Here is a 14,659-nt window from a genome sequence, read left to right as displayed (position 1 = left end):
ATGGGGTTAGCGCAAGCGAAGCTCTTGATCGAAGCCCCGGTAAACGGCGGCCGTAACTATAACGGTCCTAAGGTAGCGAAATTCCTTGTCGGGTAAGTTCCGACCTGCACGAATGGTGTAACCATGGCCATGCTGTCTCCACCCGAGACTCAGTGAAATCGAATTCGCCGTGAAGATGCGGTGTACCCGCGGCTAGACGGAAAGACCCCGTGAACCTTTACTACAGCTTGGCACTGAACATTGAACCTACATGTGTAGGATAGGTGGGAGGCTTTGAAGGCGTGACGCCAGTTGCGCTGGAGCCGTCCTTGAAATACCACCCTTGTATGTTTGATGTTCTAACGCAGGCCCGTGAATCCGGGTCGCGGACAGTGCCTGGTGGGTAGTTTGACTGGGGCGGTCTCCTCCCAAAGAGTAACGGAGGAGCACGAAGGTTGGCTAATCCTGGTCGGACATCAGGAGGTTAGTGCAATGGCATAAGCCAGCTTAACTGCGAGACGGACAGGTCGAGCAGGTACGAAAGTAGGTCATAGTGATCCGGTGGTTCTGAATGGAAGGGCCATCGCTCAACGGATAAAAGGTACTCCGGGGATAACAGGCTGATACCGCCCAAGAGTTCATATCGACGGCGGTGTTTGGCACCTCGATGTCGGCTCATCACATCCTGGGGCTGAAGTCGGTCCCAAGGGTATGGCTGTTCGCCATTTAAAGTGGTACGCGAGCTGGGTTCAGAACGTCGTGAGACAGTTCGGTCCCTATCTGCCGTGGGCGTTGGATGATTGAAGGGAGTTGCTCCTAGTACGAGAGGACCGGAGTGAACGAACCTCTGGTGTTCGGGTTGTCACGCCAGTGGCACTGCCCGGTAGCTAAGTTCGGAATCGATAACCGCTGAAAGCATCTAAGCGGGAAGCGAGCCCTGAGATGAGTCATCCCTGACCCCTTGAGGGTCCTAAAGGGCCGTTGGAGACCACAACGTTGATAGGTGGGGTGTGTAAGCGCGGCGACGTGTTGAGCTAACCCATACTAATTACCCGTGAGGCTTAACCATACAACACCCAAGAAGTGTTTCGAGCCTTGTGACAAATACGAAACTACTTATGTCAGCTTTCTCAGATTGAAGAATTTGCCTGGCGGCCATAGCGCCGTGGAACCACCTGATCCCATGCCGAACTCAGAAGTGAAACGCGGTAGCGCCGATGGTAGTGTGGCATTCGCCATGCGAGAGTAGGACACTGCCAGGCACCCAATACAAGAAACCCCGCTCATCTGAGCGGGGTTTTTTATTGCCTGAAATTCGTCTTATCTCACCCCTGAAATGTCCTTTCGGATGGAGAGCCTGTGCTGCTTTCTACCCTGTTGTTCACTCGGCTCTCTCGTGCCGAAACCCGGCGTCAGCCCTGCAATTAGGGTTGTATCTGCCTCATAACTCGGTAGAGTAAAGGCATCTTGGGTTGGCCCGTACTTTCTCATGTTGGTTTCTTTAGTACGGATGCAACTTGGCCTGCTTTTATCAACCTTACGTCAGTGGTATCGATATGGAACAAGTAAACAAGTCCACCTTCAGCGATGTACTGGAATATGTGCGTATGTCCCGTCGTCAGAACAAACTCAAGCGTGAAATTGCGGACAACGAGAAGAAGGTCCGTGACAACCAGAAGCGTGTGCTGCTGCTCGACAACCTGAGCGATTACATCAAACCGGGTATGAGCATCGATGAGGTGCAAGCCATCATCGCCAACATGCGGGCTGATTATGAAGAGCGTGTGGACGACCACATCATCAAGAATGCCGAGCTGTCCAAAGAGCGTAAAGAGCTGAGCACCAAGCTCAAGGCGATGAGCTCCAGCAAATAAGCCTGCTCCCAGTCTTATCAAAACACCGGCCATAGGTCGGTGTTTTGTTTTCGGCCATCAGCTCGGATCTCTCACCGCGCTGCAACAATCGGCTCCACTTTTTATTATCGCCCTGTTACCATCACTACAAAGCGGTCAATAGTTTTCAAGCCATTGACTTGAAACGACTAAGCTTGAGTGAAACACAATAAATTGCGCAACCATGGTGGGGCTGATATGGGCGCATCAGAACAGACGGATTTGAACAAAGTGGCATCTCAGGATTCATCTGTCCCAAGCGCGGACGGCAAGTACAAGCGCAAGCGTCGTTCCTGGTGGCGCTGGTTGTTCTGCTTTTTCTTTTTGCTGTGCCTGGCTGCGGTGATTGCTCTGGTCGGTTATGAGATGCAGACTTCCCGCCTGCAGTCGCAGGAGATCTCCCGCTATGCGGCCAAGCTGACCTATCAGGTTGAACCGGGCCCCAGCAAGCAGATTGCCTTCCCCGAAGACGGTCCCTTCGACAAGCGGCTCGGTTATGTGCTGTTGCCCATGATGCAGGAGCGCTTGCTGCAACGGGGTTATCAGGTCAGCGAGCAGGTACATTTCTCCGACGCCTTGTATGACTATGCCAGTCGCGGCTTTTTCGTTCCTTATACCGAGAAGGTGCAAGCCGGCCTGACTCTGCACGACTGCCGGGCGGAACCCTTCTATCAATTCAAGTATCCGACCCACTATTATCCGGATTTTGCCTCCATCCCGCCGCTGGTGATCCAGTCGCTCCTGTTCATCGAGAACCGCGACCTGCTCAGCAATGAACAGCCGCTGGCCAACCCGGCCGTGGATTGGCCCCGTTTTGCCAAGGCGGCCATGTCCCAGGTCGGCAAGGCGCTCGATATGCAGGATCAGTCGGCCGGCGGCAGTACGCTGGCGACTCAGGTCGAGAAGTATCGCCACTCGCCGGATGGCCTGACGCTGTCACCCACCGAGAAGATCCGCCAGATGGCGTCCGCCAGTGTGCGGGCCTACCGGTTGGGACCCAAGACGCTGGAGGCGCGCAAGCTGGTCGCTTGGGCCTATCTCAACTCGGTCCCGCTCTCTGCAGCTCCTGGCTATGGGGAGGTACACGGCCTGGGGGATGGTCTCTGGGTATGGTTTGGCGCCAATGTGGACGAGGTAAACCGGCTGCTGGACCCTGCGCGCAACCAGGATGCCTCTTTGGCGGAGCAGGGCCTGGCGCTGCGCCAGGTGGTTTCGCTGATGATTGCCCATCGTCGCCCCTCCTACTATCTGGCGCAGGGGCGCGATGCACTGGCGACCCTGACCGACAGCTATCTACGGCTGTTTGTACAGGAGGGGATGATCACGCCGCCGCTGATGGAGGCCGCGCTGAAGGCCAGGATCTCGTTCCGTGATTTCCTGCAGTCCCCGGCGGTGACCAAGGTCAACAACAACAAGGGTCTGCAAGTTGCCCGCACCCGTCTGAGCCGCCAGCTCGGGGTGCAGCTCTATGATCTGGACCGACTCGATCTGACGGCCGACACCAGCCTCAACATGCCGCTGCAAAACGAGGTCTCTCGCTACCTGCAACAGCTGGCCGATCCGACATTTGCAGCCCAGGTCGGGCTGTTTGGTGAGCGCCTGCTCTCGCCGGAGAAGACGGGAGACGTGAAATACAGCTTCACGCTGTTCGAGAAGTCCCCGCAGGGCTTCAAGGTGCGGGTGCAGACCGACAACACGGATCAGCCGTTCGATATCAACGAGGGCAGCAAGCTGGAGCTGGGGTCAACCGCCAAGCTGCGGGTGTTGACCACCTACCTGGAGATTGTCTCCGAGCTGCACGACAACTACGCGGACATGTCGGCCGAGAGCCTGCGCAAGATAGAGGTATCGGAGCAGGACAACATCAGCCGCTGGGCCGTCTCCTACCTGATGACCGCCAAGGACAAGAGCCTGCCACCCATGCTGGAGGCGGCGCTCGATCGCAAATACTCCGCCAGTCCGAACGAGGGATTCTTCACCGGTGGCGGCATGCACACCTTCAACAACTTCCGGCGTGAGGACAATGGCCGCATTCCGGCCATTCGCGACGCGCTGCGCGAGTCCATCAACCTGCCCTTCGTGCGCCTGATGCGTGACATCGTCCGCTACAGCCTCTACCGGGAGGGCAACCGTGCCCAGCTGCTCAAGGATGACAAGGATCCGCGCCGTACCGAGTATCTGGCCAAGTTTGCGGATAAAGAGGGGCAGACCTATCTGCTGCGCTTCTGGCGCAAATACCGTGGCAAGACTGCGGATGAACAGCTTGATACCTTCTTGGATGGTCTCAAGCCCAGCGCCGTGCGCCTGGCCGCCGTACACCGCTACCTGATGCCGGATGCGTCGCAGGAGACTTTTGCGGCCTTCCTGGCGAAGCGTCTGCCGCGGGAGAAGCTGAGCGATCGTCGTATCGAGCAGCTCTATACCAGCTATGGTCCCGGCAAGTATTCGCTGCCGGATCAAGGCTATATCGCCCGGGTGCACCCGCTGGAGCTGTGGCTGCTCTCCTATCTCAAGGAGTTCGACAAGGCGACCTTCGCCGATGCCGTCGAGGCGAGCCGGGACGAGCGGCAAGAGGTCTACAGCTGGCTGTTCAAGACTCGCCACCGCAGCGCCCGCGACAGCCGGATCCGCACCATGCTGGAGGTCGAGGCCTTCCTCGACATCCATCAACGCTGGGCCAAACTGGGCTACCCGTTCGATCACCTGGTGCCGTCGCTGGCAACGGCCCTGGGCAGCTCGGGCGATCGCCCTGCTGCGTTGGCCGAGCTGATGGGGATCATCCAGAATGGCGGCATTCGTGCGCCGACCCTGCGCATCGAGCATCTGTCGTTTGCCAAGGGCACGCCGTTCGAAACCGAGTTCCAGCCGGCGCAGACCGAGGGGACCCGGGTGCTGCCGGTCGAGGTGGCCACCGCGCTGCGCAACGCGCTGTCGAAGGTGGTGGAAGGGGGTACGGCCAGACGGATTGCCGGTGCCTTCGCCCTGCCGGACGGCACCGTGCTGCAGATGGGGGGCAAGACGGGGACGGGCGACAACCGTATTGAAACGGTCGGCCGCTACGGCAACGTGACCAGTTCGCTGGCTCGCAACCGGACCGCCACCTTCGTCTTCTATCTGGGAGAGGATCACTTCGGCACCCTGACGGCCTATGTGCCGGGCAGCCAGTCCGACAAGTTCCGCTTCACCTCGGCCCTGCCGGTGCAGGTGCTCAAGGGGATGGCCCCGCTGCTGATGCCGTATCTGCAGCCAGGCACTCATACCCAGTGCATGGCGGGCAGCTGACAGTTGCGGCGACACGAAAACGGGGCCATATCGGCCCCGTTTTATTTGTACTGCTCATCGCCGGTCGGCAAAGGTGAGTCATCACTTACAGCAGATCTTCGATCTCGCCGCGCAGATACTGGTACATCTCGCGATAGGCCACCGGCGGCTTGTTCAGCTCACGCTCCTTGTTGGCGGTGCGGATCAGCTGGCGCAGCTTTCTGGCGGTCCAGTTCGTGGAACTGGGACATCAGCTCGTTGAGGGCGCTGTCACCTTCATTGATCAGCCGCTCACGCCACTGTTCCAGCCGGTGCAGGCGGGCGTTTACGGTGGAGTGGCGATTCTTGATGATGGAGAGCGCCTCGACGATGGGCTCCACATCGCGGCTGCGCATCAACCGGCCGATGAACTGCAGGTGGCGACGGAAAGACTCGTCTTTCTTCGGCTTGAGCTTGCGGCCCAGCTCGACCGCTTCGGCCAACTCTTCATCCAGCGGGATCTTCTCCAGCTCGCTGTGGCTGAGGGAGACGATCTCTTCCCCCATCTTTTGCAAGGCTTCGGCGTCGCGCTTGAGCTGGCTTTTGCTGGGGCCCCAGTCTTCCCACTCGTTGTCGTCTTGATATTGACTCATCGGTCTCTTGATTCCTGTCATTCACGTTTGGTGGATATGTTACCAGCTTCTCCCGCTGGGCGCAGGGGTCTGATATGCTTAGCCCCTTTCCTTCCTTCATACAGATGTGAGTTATGGATCAGCAAGACCAAATCCGCCAGGATCAAGCCCATCTTGAAGCCGTAGTTGCCGAGGCCCTGGAGATTGCCAAGGGACTGGGGGCCGGGCTTGCCGAAGTCTCCATCAGCAAGCAGACCGGGTTGTCGGTGAACACCCGGGGTTGTGAACTGGAAAGCATCGAATTCAACAAGGACGGGGCGCTCGGCATCGCCGTCTATCGCGATGGCTGCAAGGGTTCCTCCTCCACCACGGATCTGAGCCCGTCGGCCATTCGTGCCGCCGTCGAAGCGGCCATGGAGATTGCCCGGCACACCTCGCCGGATGCCTGTGCCGGTCTGGCTGATGCCGAGCTGCTGGCCTGGGATGCCCCGGATCTGCAACTGTGTCATCCGATCGAGCTGGATCCGCAGCGCGGCATCGAACTGGCCATCGAGTGTGAGCGACTGGCGCTGGGCCGCGATGCCCGCATCAAACACTCCGACGGCGCCGGCTTCTCCAGCCATCTTGGCATCAAGGTGTATGGCAACAGCCATGGCTTCGTCAAAGGCTACGCGGCATCGCGCAACTCCCTGAGCTGCGTGCTGATCGGCGAGCAGGATGGCGACATGCAGCGCGATTACGGCTACTCCTCCAGCCGCACCTTGGACGGACTCTGGAGCCCGCAGCGGATCGCCGACGAGGCGGTGGAGCGCACCCTCTCTCGCCTGGGTGCCCGCAAGATCAGCACTCGCCACGCTCCCGTGCTGTTCCATCCCGATACGGCGGCCGGTCTGTGGGGTCATCTGGTGATGGCCATCAGCGGTGGCAATCTCTACCGCAAGTCGAGCTTTCTGCTGGACAAGCTTGGCAATCAGATCTTGCCCGAGTGGCTCACCATTCAGGAGTTTCCCCACCTGCAGGGGGGTCTGGCCAGCACCCCGTTTGATGGCGAAGGGGTGCGCACCCGCGATATGGACATAGTGCGCAATGGCGAGCTGATGAGCTGGCTGCTCACCTCCTACTCCGCCCGCAAGCTGGGGCTCACCACCACGGGCCACGCCGGCGGCATCCACAACTGGCAGGTTTCCAGCACCGGTCAGGATTTCAATGGCATGCTCAAGGAGATGGACACCGGCCTGCTGGTGACCGAACTGATGGGGCAGGGGGTCAACATCGTCAATGGCGATTACTCCCGCGGCGCTGCCGGTTTCTGGGTGGAGAATGGCGAGATAGCCTATCCGGTCGAAGAGATCACCATCGCCGGCAATCTGGCCGAGATGTTCAGCCATATCGTGGCGGTGGGTAGCGACGAAGATGAGCGCTCCAGCCTAAAGACCGGCTCGGTGCTGGTCGAGAACATGAAGCTGGCCGGTCACTGATCCCGGCACCAGCTGATTCGCAGCCATGAAAAAGGCCCCTCGCAGTGCGAGGGGCCTTTTTGTATCGGCGTGCTCAGGGGCGGCAATCAGCCCTTGATGCGCTCGATGCGGCCGCCAAGGCCTTGCAGCTTGTGCTCGATGTCTTCGTAGCCACGGTCAATGTGGTAGATGCGATCGACGATGGTGGAGCCTTCGGCCACGAAGCCGGCCAGCACCAGACTGGCGGAGGCGCGCAGGTCGGTTGCCATCACCTGGGCACCCTTGAGCTGCTGGGTGTCGCGGCAGATAGCCACATTGCCCTGCAGTTCGATGTCGGCGCCCATCCGTACCAGCTCGGGTACGTGCATGAAGCGGTTCTCGAAGATGGTCTCGGTGACCATGCCGGTGCCCTTGGCTACTGCGTTCAGCACGGTGAACTGGGCCTGCATGTCGGTCGGGAAGGCCGGGTAGGGGGCAGTCTTGATGGTGACCGGCTTGAGGGTGCGACCGGTCATGTCGAGGGTGATCCAGTCTTCACCCTTCTCAATCAGGGCGCCAGCCTCTTCCAGCTTGACCAGTACCGCTTCCAGCAGGGTCGGGTCGGTCTTGCGGCAGGTGATCTTGCCGCCGGTGACCGCTGCGCCTACCAGGAAGGTGCCGGTTTCGATACGGTCTGGCTGTACGCTGTAGCTGCCGCCATGCAGACGCTCGACACCGTCGATGGTCAGGGTGTCGGTGCCCGCGCCCTGGATCTTGGCGCCCAGCGCGTTGAGGAAGTTGGCCAGATCGACCACTTCCGGCTCGCGGGCGGCGTTTTCGATCACGGTACGGCCGTCAGCCAGGGTGGCGGCCATCATCAGGTTCTCGGTACCGGTGACGGAAACCATGTCCATCAGGATGTGGGCACCCTTCAGGCGGCCGTCGACACGAGCCTTGATGTAACCATCTTCGATGGCAATATTGGCGCCCATCAGCTCCAGACCGTGCACGTGCAGGTTGACCGGACGGGCGCCGATGGCGCAGCCACCAGGCAGGGAGACGTCAGCCGCGCCAAAGCGGGCGGCCAGCGGGCCCAGCGCCAGGATGGAGGCGCGCATGGTCTTCACCAGCTCGTAGGGGGCGACATGGTTGTTCACCGCGCCGGTCAGTACGGTGACGTTGCCATTCACCTTGGTGGTGGCGCCCAGCATCTCCAGCAGCTTGATGGTGGTGCCCACGTCTTTCAGACGCGGCACGTTGGAGAGGTGGATCTCCTCATCACACAGCAGGGTTGCGAACAGGATCGGCAGAGCGGCGTTCTTGGCGCCAGAGATGGTCACTTCGCCGTTGAGAGTACAACGACCATCGATCTTGAATTTGTCCATTTACGTTTGATACCAAATCAGGAGGGCAGTAGGAATTTGCGTTCGCGTTTCCACTCGGCATCGGTAAAAGCCTTGATGGAGAGTGCGTGAATGGCGTTGCTGGCGATCTTGTCCATCAGCGGGGCATAGATGGCCTGTTGCTTCTTGACCCGGCTCATGCCGTCAAACATGTCGCCGACGGCGATCACTTGGTAGTGACTGCCGTCCCCTTTGACATGGACTTCGGACAATGGCAGAGCCTCGAGGAGTATCGCTTCAATTTCAGAGACTTGCATTATGCGTCCTCAGTTGTGAGCGGGGTTGACTGAAACAATCCGGCCACCCCGTAGAGGTTGGCCAGGGTATAAAAATCAGTGGAGGCGCCCACCAGTTGCGGTGTGGCGCCTCGTGCCAGAGCGGCTTTGGCCCATTTGACCAGCAGGGCAAGCCCTGCTGAATCCAGGGTGGTGACGTCGCCGAGCTCGATCTGGTCTTCCTGCCACCAGTCGGCCCGCCGTTGCCACAACTCAACGACCTGGGCCGCCTGCAGCTCGCCGCTCAGTCTCATTTCTTGAGTACCAGCGGCTTGGCATTGTGGGCGCGCAGCTGGGCGATCACCGCATCGATGCCGTTCTGGCGGATGAGGCCGCCCAGCTCGTTCTGCTTGGCAGAGAGCAGGCTGATCCCTTCGGCGACCATGTCGAAGGCTTTCCATTCGCCGGTCTTGTTGTTCTTGCGCAGTTTGAACTCGAGGAAGATGTCCGGCTTGCCGGCCTCTTTCACGCTGACGTTGACGGCGGTGATGTTGCTGTCACCGGCGGCCTTGCCCGGCTCGACCTTGACGGTCTGCTTGTCAAAATGGGCCAGGGCGTCGGCGTAGGAGCTCACCATGTACTCGGTGAACACCTCGACAAAGGCGTCGCGCTGGGCCGGGGTGGTCTGCTTGATCTGGTTGCCAAGCACCTTGTAGGCGGCGAAGCGGTTGTCCACGTAGGGCAGCAGCTCTTCGCGGATGATCACCCGCAGGTGATCCGGATTGCTCTTCACCTGAGCCTGATCAGCCTTCAGGCGGGCGAAGGTCTGCTTGGCCGCCTGATCCACCAGGGCATAGGGGTCGGTGGCATCGGTGGCTTGTGCGGTCAGGGAAAACAGCATGCTGGTCATCAGGCCCAGCAGCAGGGCGATCTTCTTGAACATGGCTACTCCTTACTTGCTGTCTGATTTGGTGTCGGAAGACTGGCTGTAGAGGAACTTGCCAATCAGATCTTCCAGCACAATGGCGGATTTGGTGTCTTCAATCATGTCGCCATCCTTGAGCATGCTGGTGCCCATCTCCTCATCGGTAAAGCCGGGCATCAGGCCTATGTATTGCTCGCCGAGCAGCCCCGAAGTCAGGATGGAGAGGGTACTGGTCTCGGAGAACTCACCGGCGCTCTTTTGCATCTGCAAAGAGACGATCGGCACCTGGCTCTTGGCGTCCAGAGTGATGTCGCTGACCCGACCGACGACCACGCCGCCTACCTTGACCGGTGAGCGTACTTTCAGGCCGCCGATATTATCGAAATGGGCGCGCAGGGTATAGGTTTCTCCTTCCGGTTTGAAACTCAAACCTGCCACTTGCAGTGCCAACGCCAGAATGGCACCGATGCCGGCCAGCATGAAAGCGCCAACCAGGAATTCTACTTTGCTGAACTTCATCTTTACCTTATCCAAACATGACTGCGGTGAGTATAAAATCCAGGCCGAGCACGGCCAGGGAGGAGTGGACCACGGTACGGGTCGTGGCCTGACTGATCCCGGCCGAGGTCGGCTTGGCATCATAACCGTTAAAGAGCGCAATCCAGGTGACCACTAGGGCAAAGATCAGGCTCTTGATGGCGCCCTGCATGATGTCATCCTGCCAGTCGACAGAGGCCTGCATGGCGGACCAGAAGCTGCCTTCGTCCACCCCCAGCCAGTCGACGCCGACCAGCTTGCCGCCGAAGATGCCGATCAGGCTGAACATGAAGGCCAGCAGCGGCATGCTGATGACCCCGGCCCAGAAGCGCGGCGCGACGACCCGGCGCAGCGGGTCTACCGCCATCATCTCCAGGCTGGAGAGCTGTTCGGTGGCCTTCATCAGGCCAATTTCGGCGGTGAGGGCCGAGCCGGCGCGTCCGGCAAACAGCAGCGCGGTCACCACGGGGCCCAGCTCCCGCAGCAGGGAGAGGGAAACCAGTGGTCCCAAACTCTGCTCGGCACCGAAGTCTTTCAGTACGTTGTAGCCCTGCAACGAGAGCACCATGCCGATGAACAGCCCCGACACCAGAATGATGGCGACCGACTGCACCCCGACCACATACAACTGCTGCACCAGCAGCGGGAAGTGCTTGCGCGGCGCGGGTTTGCCCGCCAACGCGTGAAACAACATGATGGTGGCGCGGCCGATGGCGCTGATGAATCGCACCCCGCTTCGCCCCAGTTTGCTTACCTGGCTTGTCAACATCAGAGATCCTGTAGCAGGTCGCCTGCCGGAAAATGAAACGGAACAGGACCGTCGGGCAATCCTTTCAGGAACTGCTCGACCTCGGGATTGTGCTCCTCGCGCAGCTGGGCCGGCGTGCCGTGCGCCACCACCTTGCGGTTGGCGATGATATAGGCGTAATCGGCAATGCTCAGCACCTCTTTCACGTCGTGGGTGACGATGACGGAGGTGATGCCGAGGGCATCGTTCATATCCTTGATGAGCTTCACCAGCACCGCCATGGTGATGGGATCCTGGCCGACGAACGGCTCGTCATACATGATGAGGTCCGGATCCAGCGCGATGGAACGGGCCAGCGCCGCGCGCCGGGCCATGCCGCCGGAGAGCTCGGACGGCATCAGTCTTGCCGCGCCGCGCAGACCCACCGCCTGCAGCTTCATCATGACGATGGTGTGGATCAGCTCCTCGGGCAGGCCTGAGTGCTCGCGTAGCGGGAAGGCCACGTTGTCGTACACCGTCATGCCGGTAAACAGGGCGCCGCTCTGGAACAGCATGCTCATCCGCTTGCGTACCTCGTACAGGCGCGAGCGGGAGAGAGTGGGGATATCTTCCCCGTCAAACAGGATATGACCGGATTCGGGCTTGAGCTGGCCGCCGATCAACCGCAGCAAGGTGGTCTTGCCGATGCCGCTGGGGCCCATGACCGCAGTGACCTTGCCACGGGGAATGGTCAGGTTTATCCCGTCGTATAACAGCCGATCTCCGTGACTGAAGGTGAGGTCGGAGATGGTGATCAGGTCATCGTTCAAACAATTGTCCATCCGGTGTAAATGAAGAGCGAATTTTATGGGCTAGTCTAGGTCTAAGCAACAGCAAGGAACAACTATTGAACAGCCTGTCTGTCCAGACGCGCGACAGTTTTTTGTAACCAATTGTCTCTCTTTTCCGGTCGGGAAGTATCCGATTCGCTTATCTCGACAGACTTTTTTATAATCCCGCAGCAAATTTCAGCCCGGAGCTGTGTCTTTATGTCTGTAAAGTCTGAAAAAGTGTCTGAACTGTTCGATTTTCGTCGCAGCGCCCGTACCGTGCTGGACATCGAGAAACAAGCGATTGATGGACTCTACCAGTACCTGAACGATGCCTTCGATCAGGCGTGCGAGATGATACTGCGCTGCAGTGGCAAGATAGTGGTCACCGGCATGGGCAAGTCAGGTCATGTCGGAAGCAAGATTGCGGCCACCTTGGCCAGCACCGGTACTCCCGCCTTCTTCCTCCATCCGGGTGAAGCCAGCCACGGCGATCTGGGGATGATTTCCGGCGGCGATCTCATCATTGCCATCTCCAACTCCGGTGAGAGTGACGAGATCCTGGCCCTGTTGCCGGTGCTCAAGCGCCGCGGCATCCCGCTCATCTGCATGACCGGCAACCCGGCCTCCACTATGGCGAAAGAAGCCAACGTGCACCTGTGCATCAAGGTAGAGAAAGAAGCCTGCCCTCTGGGGCTGGCGCCCACATCCAGCACCACGGCAACTCTGGTAATGGGAGATGCGCTGGCGGTGGCCCTGCTGGAAGCCCGCGGCTTTACCGCCGACGATTTCGCCCTTTCTCACCCGGGTGGTTCCCTTGGCAAGCGACTGCTGCTGCGGGTCGGCGATCTGATGCACAGCGGTGAGCTGTTGCCCCAGGTGGGGATAGATGCCACCATCAGCCAGGCACTGCTGGAAGTGAGTCGCAAGGGGCTCGGCATGACGGCTGTGGCCGATGCCAATGGCCGCCTGGCCGGCCTGTTCACCGATGGCGACCTGCGCCGCATTCTGGACTTGCAGGTGGATATCCACCACACCCCGATCAGCCGCGTGATGACGGTCAACTGTGTTACCGTGGGACCGGAGATGATGGCAGCCGAGGCCGTTAAACTGATGGAAACCAGAAAGATCAACGGATTACTGGTTGTGGATGGCGACAAGCGCCCGCTGGGTGCCTTCAACATGCATGACCTGCTGAAAGCCGGAGTAATTTGATGCAAAACGTACCGACCCTCTATGGTCCGGTGACGCGCAGCCAGTTTGAGAAGGCGGCGCAGATCCGCCTGCTGGTGTGCGATGTGGATGGGGTGCTCTCCAACGGCCTCATCTACATGGGAAATGACGGCGAAGAGCTGAAGACCTTCTGTACCCGCGACGGTGCCGGCATGCGAGCGCTGCTCAACGCCGGGATCGAGATTGCCATCATCACCGGGCGCAACTCCCGTATCGTCAGCGATCGGATGAAGAGCCTGGGGGTGCAGCATCTGGTGCAGGGGGCGGATCAGAAGCTGCCCCACTTCGAGGCGCTGCTGGCCAAGCTGGCACTGACCCCCGAGCAGGCGGCCTACATGGGTGATGACACCATCGATCTGCCTGTGATGCAGGCCTGTGGCCTCGGCATCGCGGTGGCCGATGCCCATCCGCTGGTGCTGGTGCGGGCCGACATGGTGACCCGGCTGGCCGGCGGTGTTGGCGCGGTGCGCGAGGTGTGCGATCTCATTTTGCAGGCCCAGGGGCTGGGTGACTATCAGCCTGAGGCCTCGGTATGAGCAGACAGACACTGTTGTTCGCCCTGCTGTTTCTGGTTGCGCTGGCCGCCTGGCAGCTCGGCGACATCGAACTGGCGCCGGAGCCGACCACCAAGGTGGAGAATTATCAGCCGGACTTCACCGCCAAGAATCTGGTGACGACCCGCTTCGATGTCGAAGGCCGTCGCACCGAGCGGCTGGAGTCCCGCTATGCGGAGTACTACCAGATCCTCGAGCAGGCCACTTTTGACAAGCCGGTGGTCTACATGTTCGACAAGCAGGGCGAGCCCGAGTGGAAGGTCACTGCCGATAGCGGGGTGCTCAACACCGATGACAACGTGATCCTGCGGGACAAGGTGCATCTGGACGGCTTGCTGCCCACCTCTTTCATCTCCACGCTGGATACCCCCTATCTGGAGCTGGATCTGGTGACCCAGAACGTGAGAAGCAATCAGCAGGTCAGCATAGTGGGTAAGGATTTCCAGACCGAGGGCGTCGGCCTGAAGGGTCATCTGGAACGCAAATATTTTGAATTACTGGATCAGGGCCATGCCATCTATTTCAATGAAAAACGCTAATCTGGCCCTCGCGGCCCTGCTGCTGTGCGGCACCGTGAGCGCCAAAGAGTCCGACTTTGCCGAGAAGGTCTATGTGGATGCGGTCAAGCAGGTGGCCGAGATGCAGGACAACCGCATCACCTTCGAGCAGGATGTGACCATCACTCAGGGCACCATCAAGATCAAGGCAGACAAGGTAGTGGTGATCCGCTCCGGCGAGAAAGGTGCCGAGGTGATGACGGCCTATGGCAAGCCTGCCACCTTCTTCCAGATCCTGGACAACGGCAAGCCGGTCAATGCCCATGGCAACAGCATCCGTTATGAGCTGAAGAACCGGTTGGTGACCATCACCGGCAACGGTCAGCTCAAGCAGGAAGACAGCCAGGTCAATGGCGACCTGATCCGTTATGACATCGTCAAACAGAAGATGATTGCCGAGAGCAAGACCCCGAACCAGCGGGTCAAGACGGTGTTCCTGCCGGATCAGGTAGAGAATTTCGACAAGCCGGCCGATCAGAAGAAGCAGGGAAAATAAACC

Annotated in this window: 14 protein-coding genes, 2 rRNA genes and 1 pseudogene (1 of these 17 running past the window's edge); 9 read left to right on the top strand and 8 right to left on the bottom strand. The window is 59.6% G+C overall.

Features of this window, described 5'->3' with window-relative positions:
* From ACPDZI_RS19865 to ACPDZI_RS19850, 4 genes are all read left to right on the top strand, one after another.
* A 23S ribosomal RNA gene (locus ACPDZI_RS19865) occupies window positions 1-1,048 on the top strand (it extends 1,841 nt beyond the left edge of the window).
* 78 nt (window positions 1,049-1,126) lie between these two features.
* A 5S ribosomal RNA gene (gene rrf, locus ACPDZI_RS19860) occupies window positions 1,127-1,241 on the top strand.
* Between the two features lie 294 nt (window positions 1,242-1,535).
* The gene (gene tmaR / locus ACPDZI_RS19855) at window positions 1,536-1,853 is read left to right on the top strand and encodes a PTS system regulator TmaR (RefSeq protein ID WP_016352207.1); all 318 of its coding nucleotides are present in this window, start codon (window positions 1,536-1,538) and stop codon (window positions 1,851-1,853) included.
* Between the two features lie 216 nt (window positions 1,854-2,069).
* Window positions 2,070-5,153, top strand: a complete 3,084-nt coding sequence (locus ACPDZI_RS19850) for a transglycosylase domain-containing protein (protein WP_438833662.1) — start codon at window positions 2,070-2,072, stop codon at window positions 5,151-5,153.
* Between the two features lie 85 nt (window positions 5,154-5,238).
* Here ACPDZI_RS19850 and yjgA read toward each other — a convergent pair.
* Window positions 5,239-5,764 (bottom strand): annotated as a pseudogene (gene yjgA, locus ACPDZI_RS19845) (ribosome biogenesis factor YjgA).
* A gap of 113 nt (window positions 5,765-5,877) precedes the next feature.
* Between yjgA and pmbA the strand changes: the two are divergent.
* Complete coding sequence (gene pmbA / locus ACPDZI_RS19840) at window positions 5,878-7,221, top strand: metalloprotease PmbA (RefSeq protein ID WP_438833661.1); 1,344 nt, start codon at window positions 5,878-5,880, stop codon at window positions 7,219-7,221.
* Between the two features lie 86 nt (window positions 7,222-7,307).
* Here the strand turns inward: pmbA and murA are convergent, their stop codons facing one another.
* The 7 genes from murA to mlaF are packed head-to-tail and all read right to left on the bottom strand — an operon-like array spanning window position 7,308 to window position 11,828.
* Window positions 7,308-8,564, bottom strand: a complete 1,257-nt coding sequence (murA, locus tag ACPDZI_RS19835; protein WP_438833660.1) for a UDP-N-acetylglucosamine 1-carboxyvinyltransferase — start codon at window positions 8,562-8,564, stop codon at window positions 7,308-7,310.
* A gap of 17 nt (window positions 8,565-8,581) precedes the next feature.
* Window positions 8,582-8,839: a BolA family iron metabolism protein IbaG gene (gene ibaG, locus ACPDZI_RS19830; protein WP_005306001.1), complete on the bottom strand. Its 258-nt coding sequence runs from the start codon at window positions 8,837-8,839 to the stop codon at window positions 8,582-8,584.
* Entirely contained in the window at window positions 8,839-9,111 is a 273-nt protein-coding gene (locus ACPDZI_RS19825; RefSeq protein ID WP_016352203.1) for an STAS domain-containing protein, read from the bottom strand. Before ACPDZI_RS19825 ends, ibaG begins: the two co-directional genes overlap by 1 nt.
* On the bottom strand, window positions 9,108-9,740 hold the full coding sequence (mlaC, locus tag ACPDZI_RS19820; protein ID WP_011707621.1) for a phospholipid-binding protein MlaC: 633 nt from the start codon (window positions 9,738-9,740) through the stop codon (window positions 9,108-9,110). The genes ACPDZI_RS19825 and mlaC overlap by 4 nt, the downstream gene beginning before the upstream one ends.
* Window positions 9,741-9,749: 9 nt before the next feature.
* Window positions 9,750-10,241 (bottom strand): outer membrane lipid asymmetry maintenance protein MlaD, encoded by a 492-nt coding sequence (mlaD, locus tag ACPDZI_RS19815; RefSeq protein ID WP_011707620.1) that lies wholly within the window; start codon window positions 10,239-10,241, stop codon window positions 9,750-9,752.
* A gap of 7 nt (window positions 10,242-10,248) precedes the next feature.
* Entirely contained in the window at window positions 10,249-11,028 is a 780-nt protein-coding gene (mlaE, locus tag ACPDZI_RS19810) for a lipid asymmetry maintenance ABC transporter permease subunit MlaE (RefSeq protein ID WP_011707619.1), read from the bottom strand.
* Entirely contained in the window at window positions 11,028-11,828 is an 801-nt protein-coding gene (gene mlaF / locus ACPDZI_RS19805; RefSeq protein ID WP_011707618.1) for a phospholipid ABC transporter ATP-binding protein MlaF, read from the bottom strand. The genes mlaE and mlaF overlap by 1 nt, the downstream gene beginning before the upstream one ends.
* A gap of 207 nt (window positions 11,829-12,035) precedes the next feature.
* Here mlaF and ACPDZI_RS19800 point away from each other — a divergent pair, with 207 nt between their 5' ends.
* The 4 genes from ACPDZI_RS19800 to lptA are packed head-to-tail and all read left to right on the top strand — an operon-like array spanning window position 12,036 to window position 14,656.
* Window positions 12,036-13,031 (top strand): KpsF/GutQ family sugar-phosphate isomerase, encoded by a 996-nt coding sequence (locus ACPDZI_RS19800; protein ID WP_043119482.1) that lies wholly within the window; start codon window positions 12,036-12,038, stop codon window positions 13,029-13,031.
* Window positions 13,031-13,585 (top strand): 3-deoxy-manno-octulosonate-8-phosphatase KdsC, encoded by a 555-nt coding sequence (kdsC, locus tag ACPDZI_RS19795; RefSeq protein WP_438833659.1) that lies wholly within the window; start codon window positions 13,031-13,033, stop codon window positions 13,583-13,585. Before ACPDZI_RS19800 ends, kdsC begins: the two co-directional genes overlap by 1 nt.
* On the top strand, window positions 13,582-14,142 hold the full coding sequence (gene lptC / locus ACPDZI_RS19790) for an LPS export ABC transporter periplasmic protein LptC (protein WP_408807344.1): 561 nt from the start codon (window positions 13,582-13,584) through the stop codon (window positions 14,140-14,142). Before kdsC ends, lptC begins: the two co-directional genes overlap by 4 nt.
* Window positions 14,129-14,656 (top strand): lipopolysaccharide transport periplasmic protein LptA, encoded by a 528-nt coding sequence (gene lptA / locus ACPDZI_RS19785; protein WP_016352198.1) that lies wholly within the window; start codon window positions 14,129-14,131, stop codon window positions 14,654-14,656. The genes lptC and lptA overlap by 14 nt, the downstream gene beginning before the upstream one ends.
* The last annotated feature ends 3 nt before the right edge of the window (window positions 14,657-14,659 follow it).

This window comes from Aeromonas oralensis (genome assembly GCF_049665575.1).
Lineage (GTDB): Bacteria > Pseudomonadota > Gammaproteobacteria > Enterobacterales > Aeromonadaceae > Aeromonas > Aeromonas hydrophila.
The sequence above is the reverse complement of the archived record's forward strand: the minus strand, read 5'-3'. Positions and strand labels throughout refer to the sequence as shown.